7 protein-coding genes are annotated in these 5,225 nt (G+C 49.1%); 3 read left to right on the forward strand and 4 right to left on the reverse strand.

From position 1 onward, the window contains the following. Window positions 1-131: 131 nt before the first annotated feature. Window positions 132-332 carry a hypothetical protein gene (locus ADA01nite_RS21110; RefSeq protein ID WP_146812408.1) on the reverse strand — a complete coding sequence of 67 codons (201 nt, stop codon included), beginning with the start codon at window positions 330-332 and terminating at the stop codon, window positions 132-134. A 216-nt stretch (window positions 333-548) separates the two neighbouring features. Here ADA01nite_RS21110 and ADA01nite_RS21115 point away from each other — a divergent pair, with 216 nt between their 5' ends. The 3 genes from ADA01nite_RS21115 (at window position 549) to ADA01nite_RS21125 (ending at window position 2,934) form a co-directional block, all read left to right on the forward strand. Next, entirely contained in the window at window positions 549-1,148 is a 600-nt protein-coding gene (locus tag ADA01nite_RS21115) for a DedA family protein (protein WP_146812409.1), read from the forward strand. 111 nt (window positions 1,149-1,259) lie between these two features. Beyond that, window positions 1,260-2,414, forward strand: coding sequence for an S-layer homology domain-containing protein (locus tag ADA01nite_RS21120; protein ID WP_146812410.1), 1,155 nt, complete (start codon window positions 1,260-1,262; stop codon window positions 2,412-2,414). Between the two features lie 22 nt (window positions 2,415-2,436). Then, window positions 2,437-2,934 (forward strand): dihydrofolate reductase, encoded by a 498-nt coding sequence (locus ADA01nite_RS21125; RefSeq protein WP_146812411.1) that lies wholly within the window; start codon window positions 2,437-2,439, stop codon window positions 2,932-2,934. A 59-nt stretch (window positions 2,935-2,993) separates the two neighbouring features. Here ADA01nite_RS21125 and ADA01nite_RS21130 read toward each other — a convergent pair whose 3' ends face one another. The 3 genes from ADA01nite_RS21130 to ADA01nite_RS22475 all read right to left on the reverse strand — a co-directional run bounded on the left by ADA01nite_RS21130 (window position 2,994) and on the right by ADA01nite_RS22475 (window position 4,984). Further along, the gene (locus ADA01nite_RS21130) at window positions 2,994-3,890 is read right to left on the reverse strand and encodes a permease (protein ID WP_170230414.1); all 897 of its coding nucleotides are present in this window, start codon (window positions 3,888-3,890) and stop codon (window positions 2,994-2,996) included. Between the two features lies 1 nt (window position 3,891). Continuing rightward, window positions 3,892-4,761, reverse strand: coding sequence for a TIGR03943 family putative permease subunit (locus ADA01nite_RS21135; RefSeq protein WP_146812413.1), 870 nt, complete (start codon window positions 4,759-4,761; stop codon window positions 3,892-3,894). A gap of 109 nt (window positions 4,762-4,870) precedes the next feature. Next, complete coding sequence (locus tag ADA01nite_RS22475; protein ID WP_146812414.1) at window positions 4,871-4,984, reverse strand: GTP-binding protein; 114 nt, start codon at window positions 4,982-4,984, stop codon at window positions 4,871-4,873. Window positions 4,985-5,225: the final 241 nt, after the last annotated feature.

Below are 5,225 nucleotides of genomic sequence, written 5' to 3' on the forward strand. Positions count from 1 at the left end.
GGCGTTCGCCTTTTTCCACATTGAAATCATCTCCTCGTTCTCTTCCCTATTTTCCTTCGTACCGCAAAAGTCAGACGTCCTTCCCATCATTTTCATGTCGGGGTTGCGTCTGAAAAGCTATGGTGGCTTTATTAAAAGATGCGCATAGATTCGTCGCTTGCCTGATTTTGCTGTTCAGCTCCATACAATGCTTCATAATGAGAAATAAACTTTTTCGAATGATACGTACGTACATCTGCATCGTACCGATCCTCACTGCTGTCCAGGCTCTCAATCTTGGATGCGTAATAATTGGCCCATGCATTGTGCCATTGCTTAGCAATCCAATTCATGACTTGAAAACCCCTTTACAAAAATGTAGTAATAGTTAATTCTTACCCACATTTTTTAGGGATTATCACATTTTGTTCAAATTTATTTCAAAAAATTATTTAATTGCACTTGCTTCCTGCACTTATGCTGCATGCTCCTCAATTTGTCGGCAATCTTTTAATCTTATGGGAAACTCTTTATAATGGGGAAAGAAATCAAACATAATGGGGGATAATATGGACGTTGATACATTAATTGGGCTTATCGGGCAGTACGGCTATGCCGCGCTCTTTTTTTGTTTATGGCTCGGCATCGTCGGCATGCCGATTCCAGATGAAGTCGTGGTTATGACCGGGGGATTCGTGACTGCGCTCGGCCTGCTCGATCCTATCCCTGCGTTTCTTATTACGTATCTCGGCGTGGTCTCCGGCTTGTCCATCGGTTATGGCCTGGGGCGTGTAATGGGACCGCCGGTGCTGAATAAACTGCAAAAGAAGAAAAACATTGATAAATATTTAACCAAATCATACGACCTAATCAACAAGTACGGTTCTTATTCGCTGTGCATCAGCTATGCATTTCCGATCGTTCGCCATCTTGTACCCTACCTCGTCGGTATTGGACGTATGCCGTTTGCGAGCTATGCGCTGTTTTCCTATACGGTAGGTTTCGCCTGGACACTTGTGTTCTTCATGGTTGGCCGTGCGTTCGGCCGCTATATCGATAAAATCGGGACCGCCGTGCATGACTACGGTCTCTTGGCACTGGGCGTACTGCTGGGTGCGAGCATCATTCTCTGGATTGCCGTACGCCTGCGAAGCAGGCCCGCTTCTTAACACGTTCAGCAATCGCGTAGTCAGATAGGGCTAATTGCAGCATTAGCGGAAACCTTCCTGCTTTTTCCTTCGTCTTAAGAGATAGGAAATCGATCAGGAAGGAGCTTGTTTATGCTTAAGAAACGTGTTACGCAAACCGTCGCCTCCGCCACTGCCGCACTTATGCTTCTCTCGGGAAGCGGAACTGCAGCGGCCGCTCCCGCGTTCACTGACGTCCCTGCTGGCCACTGGGCCTGGAAGAACGGGGCAATCTCGTGGGGAGTCAGCATGCATGTGATTAGCGGGTATGGAGACGGAACTTTTAAACCGAACCGCACGGTCACCGAAGCAGAATTTCTCCGTATGCTGGTAGGCCTGTATGTCCAAGACCTCGAGATGACGGGGAAAGAATGGACCGAACCGTATTATAAAAAAGCGCACAGTCTCGGCTACCCGCTCGCCGGCTTACATAATACGAAGGCACGCCATACCACCATTAGCCGGACGCAGGTAGCCGAGCTGATCGCTGCAGCAGACGGAGTACACTACTCGGGAAACAATGCAATTCAGTATGTACTGGGCAAAAAGCTGGCTTTCGGCAAAGTTCCCGGGGAGACAAGTATTGAGGCGTACCGGGGCAAAGATCCGCTGACTCGCGCAGAGGCGGTACAGCTTTTGAAAACGGCCAAAGAGCGGGGATTGTCGACGTTGAAAGCCCGCCCGGCAGAACCGTCCGATCCGGCGCTGCTGCCACCGCTTTCCGGCGGGAATGGACAGAGCCGTCCGGCCGTGAAAGATGGCATCATTTATATTGAAGGCATGCCGGAGAAAATTACGCTGAAGCTGTTCAAAGAGCAAAACTGGCCGTTCACCACGTATTATCCGTCCGACATGATTGCGGAGAAGGCCAGTTCCGGTGAAGGTGACTCCGTACAGTTTATCGTAAACTTCAACGGATACCGTAACGATAAAGCGTTCATGAACGTATACTTCCCGGCCAATCATTCGCAAAACGAAGAAGACATGGTGTCCTTCATTCAAACGTACGGATACAAAGCGGAGCATGAGCAGCAGATCAAAGATACGCCGTGGGCCATCAGAGCATACGCGTATACAGAACAGGGGTACTCTCATCGCCTGCTGCTCGGCAAACATGCGGGCAGGTACTTTATCGTTCAAACCGTATACCCTGTTGAATACGGAGACGGTATGGCACCTCGCACCGCAAAAATCTTGGAGGAATGGCTATGGAACGACAGCGGCAAACCGCTCTCGTCCGGCCAATAACCAGCTTTAAGGAGACGTTCTCATGATTTCCATCGTCGTCGCAATGGATAGGAACCGGGTCATCGGCAAAGAGAACCGGCTTCCCTGGCATCTGCCGGCCGACCTGAAACATTTTAAGAACCTCACAATGGGGCATGTCATCGTGATGGGCAGAAAAACGCATGAGGCCATCGGTCATCCGCTGCCGGGCCGCACAAACGTAGTGCTTACGCAAAATCCGGATTATAGGGCGGAAGAATGCGTGGTCCTGCATTCTGTAGACGAAGTGCTTACGCGCTTTAAAGGGGAACCGATTGACGTGATCGGCGGCGCCCAGATTATCAAATTGTTTTTGCCGTATGTCGACACGCTTCATCTAACCATAATCGAAGCAAGCTTTGAAGGTGACGTCTACTTCCCTGAGATCGATATAACAGAATGGAAACTCGTCTCCAAGCAAAAAGGCATCAAAGACGAAAAGAATCCATACGATTATTATTTTCTTACGTATAAAAAACAACCGGACCGTTTGGTCACTTGAACAGCGAGTTCAAAACAAAAACGGAGCAGAAGATCGCTCCGTTTTTGTTTCTCCCTAATTCATGTAGTCGAAAGATCCGTGTAATTCACCATCACTCCAAGTAAAAGAGTAAGCACAAAAGTAACAAAGAATGTCAGGATTACTACTTTTCGATGAAATGCGCGCGGCAGCAGCAAAAAATTACGAATATCAATCATCTGCCCAATCACCAGAAAACCAAAAACGCCGCCCACTGTGCTTACTCCGGCCAGAGAACGGGCGACGAACGCATCAGCCTGAGCACATAGCGAAAACAAAATACCGAGTCCCATCATTCCCCCTACCGAGCCTATGGGATGCTGCCCTACCGCACTCAGTATGGATGCGGGAAACCATACTTGAATAGCGGCGGCCACCGCTGCACCCGCAACAATGAACACGCCAACCTCAAACAATTCCCTCAATGCATGACCAAGAACACCTGCTATTAAAAAAAATCGGGTACCAGAAGTCGGAACGGTGGCAGACAGCGCGACAGGTGCCAGCGGAAATGGCTTAACCTTCTCGATTCGCAACCAGAGGAACAGCCAGCCCACCAGGACTGCGATACTTAGGGCCGCCACGGTGCGTAATCCCATCATTACGGTGCTGCCGCCAAACGCCACATAGGTCGCTACCATCGTCAGCGGATTTATCGCTGGTGCCGCAAGCACGAATGCCATCGCCGCCGAAACCGGTACTCCCTTCTGCATTAAACTCCGTGCCACCGGCACTGCGCCGCAGTCGCATACCGGCAGTACAAGCCCCAAGAGCGAAGCATAAACGACGGCCAGCGTTTTGCGCTTTGGTATCATGCGCAAAAATGTCTCCTGCGATACCATGCTTTGAATAACAGATGAAACCAGTACTCCCGCCAAAACAAACGGAAGCGATTCAAGAAGAATGGATAAGAAAACGGTTTGCGCATTCTGCCACACGTTAGCTTTCACCTCCGGTCAGGTCGATTACCGGCACCGAAAGATATGGTTCAGCAGGCTCTGGAATCACTTCAACCTGCGACGCTGTCAGAACCGGCTGCACCACCTGACCGTACGTCCAATTCAACGGCACAAGTGCGTCTGCTCCCGGCATCTGCCGTACGTTCAGCCCGCCCTGCACATTCACCCATGTATTGTCTTTCAATCGTGCCATAACCGGGCTTTCGGCAATTACACCAATCGGAATCGCGTCGGCGGCGCAACAGGAGATCGCAAAGCGCATCAGGATAATCCGTTCGGACGGCCAGCCGGGCGGATGGTAGACAATGCCCGTCAGCCTGTATGGTCGTTTTATATACTGTTCCTTCTTATCATAAAAATGCTCCTGCATATCCAGAAGCGAGAGTTCGGCCGCCTTTTCCGATGAGTGGGACTGCGACAAAGAGAGCAGGCGATTATCAAACAAAGGTGGCGTAACAGCAGACGGCACACGATCTTTCTCTTGTGGAACCGTGTGTCGCGCCGTATCCAGCATAGAAGTGCCCAGCGATGAAACCGGAAAACAGATGCCCAGCACAGAAGGCACCATGAGCAGCAGCCAGGATAGGCGCAGCGGCGAACGAAGCGGGCGATCGCAGCAGTCGCATCTACTCTCTTCTCCGTTACGATGCAGACAAGTAACGAAAGCATATACGGTCATCAAGCATATCAGCACCATCATTCCTACCGTTAAAAAAACAAAGGACGGCGCCACCAGCCGATTGATTTCCCCGGTTTTTATAACCTTGTACAAAAACAGAGCGAAGTTGAGTAGAATCATCCCCTGCGCAAATCTTCCCACATCAAATTGCCAGCTTTCACTACGCATCATGGTTTGTCCCTCCTTTTCTTGATCACTGTATGCATACAATTAAATAATAATGATTCTTTTTCATAAAAGAAAAAGCATCCTGCACACACAGGATGCCCTCCATTGTCTTTCATCCGAACGCCGCCTGGTTCATGCCCACGTCAATGAACACAAGCTCCGTCATGCGATCGCCCCAGTCAGGGTCCCAGGTTGCCACCCAATCCGGATTTTCTTCCCGATACATCTGCTGCTCTTCTTCCGTCTCCGATAAATATTTTTGTTTAGTAAAAAAGAAAGAGTAGAATATGCGGGTAAAATACAAATTTAGGTTAAAATTTTTTGCATTTAATCTCGATAAAAATTACGGATATAGTAATATGATAGAAGCGACTTTGCTAAAGACGGAGGAATCTTTATGTTTTCCGATTTCAAAATTTATAAAATACCTATCCTTTATATTCTTTTCTCTTCCATATACATTCTAT

The sequence above is a fragment of the Aneurinibacillus danicus genome, assembly GCF_007991215.1.
GTDB classification, from domain to species: Bacteria; Bacillota; Bacilli; order Aneurinibacillales; family Aneurinibacillaceae; genus Aneurinibacillus; species Aneurinibacillus danicus.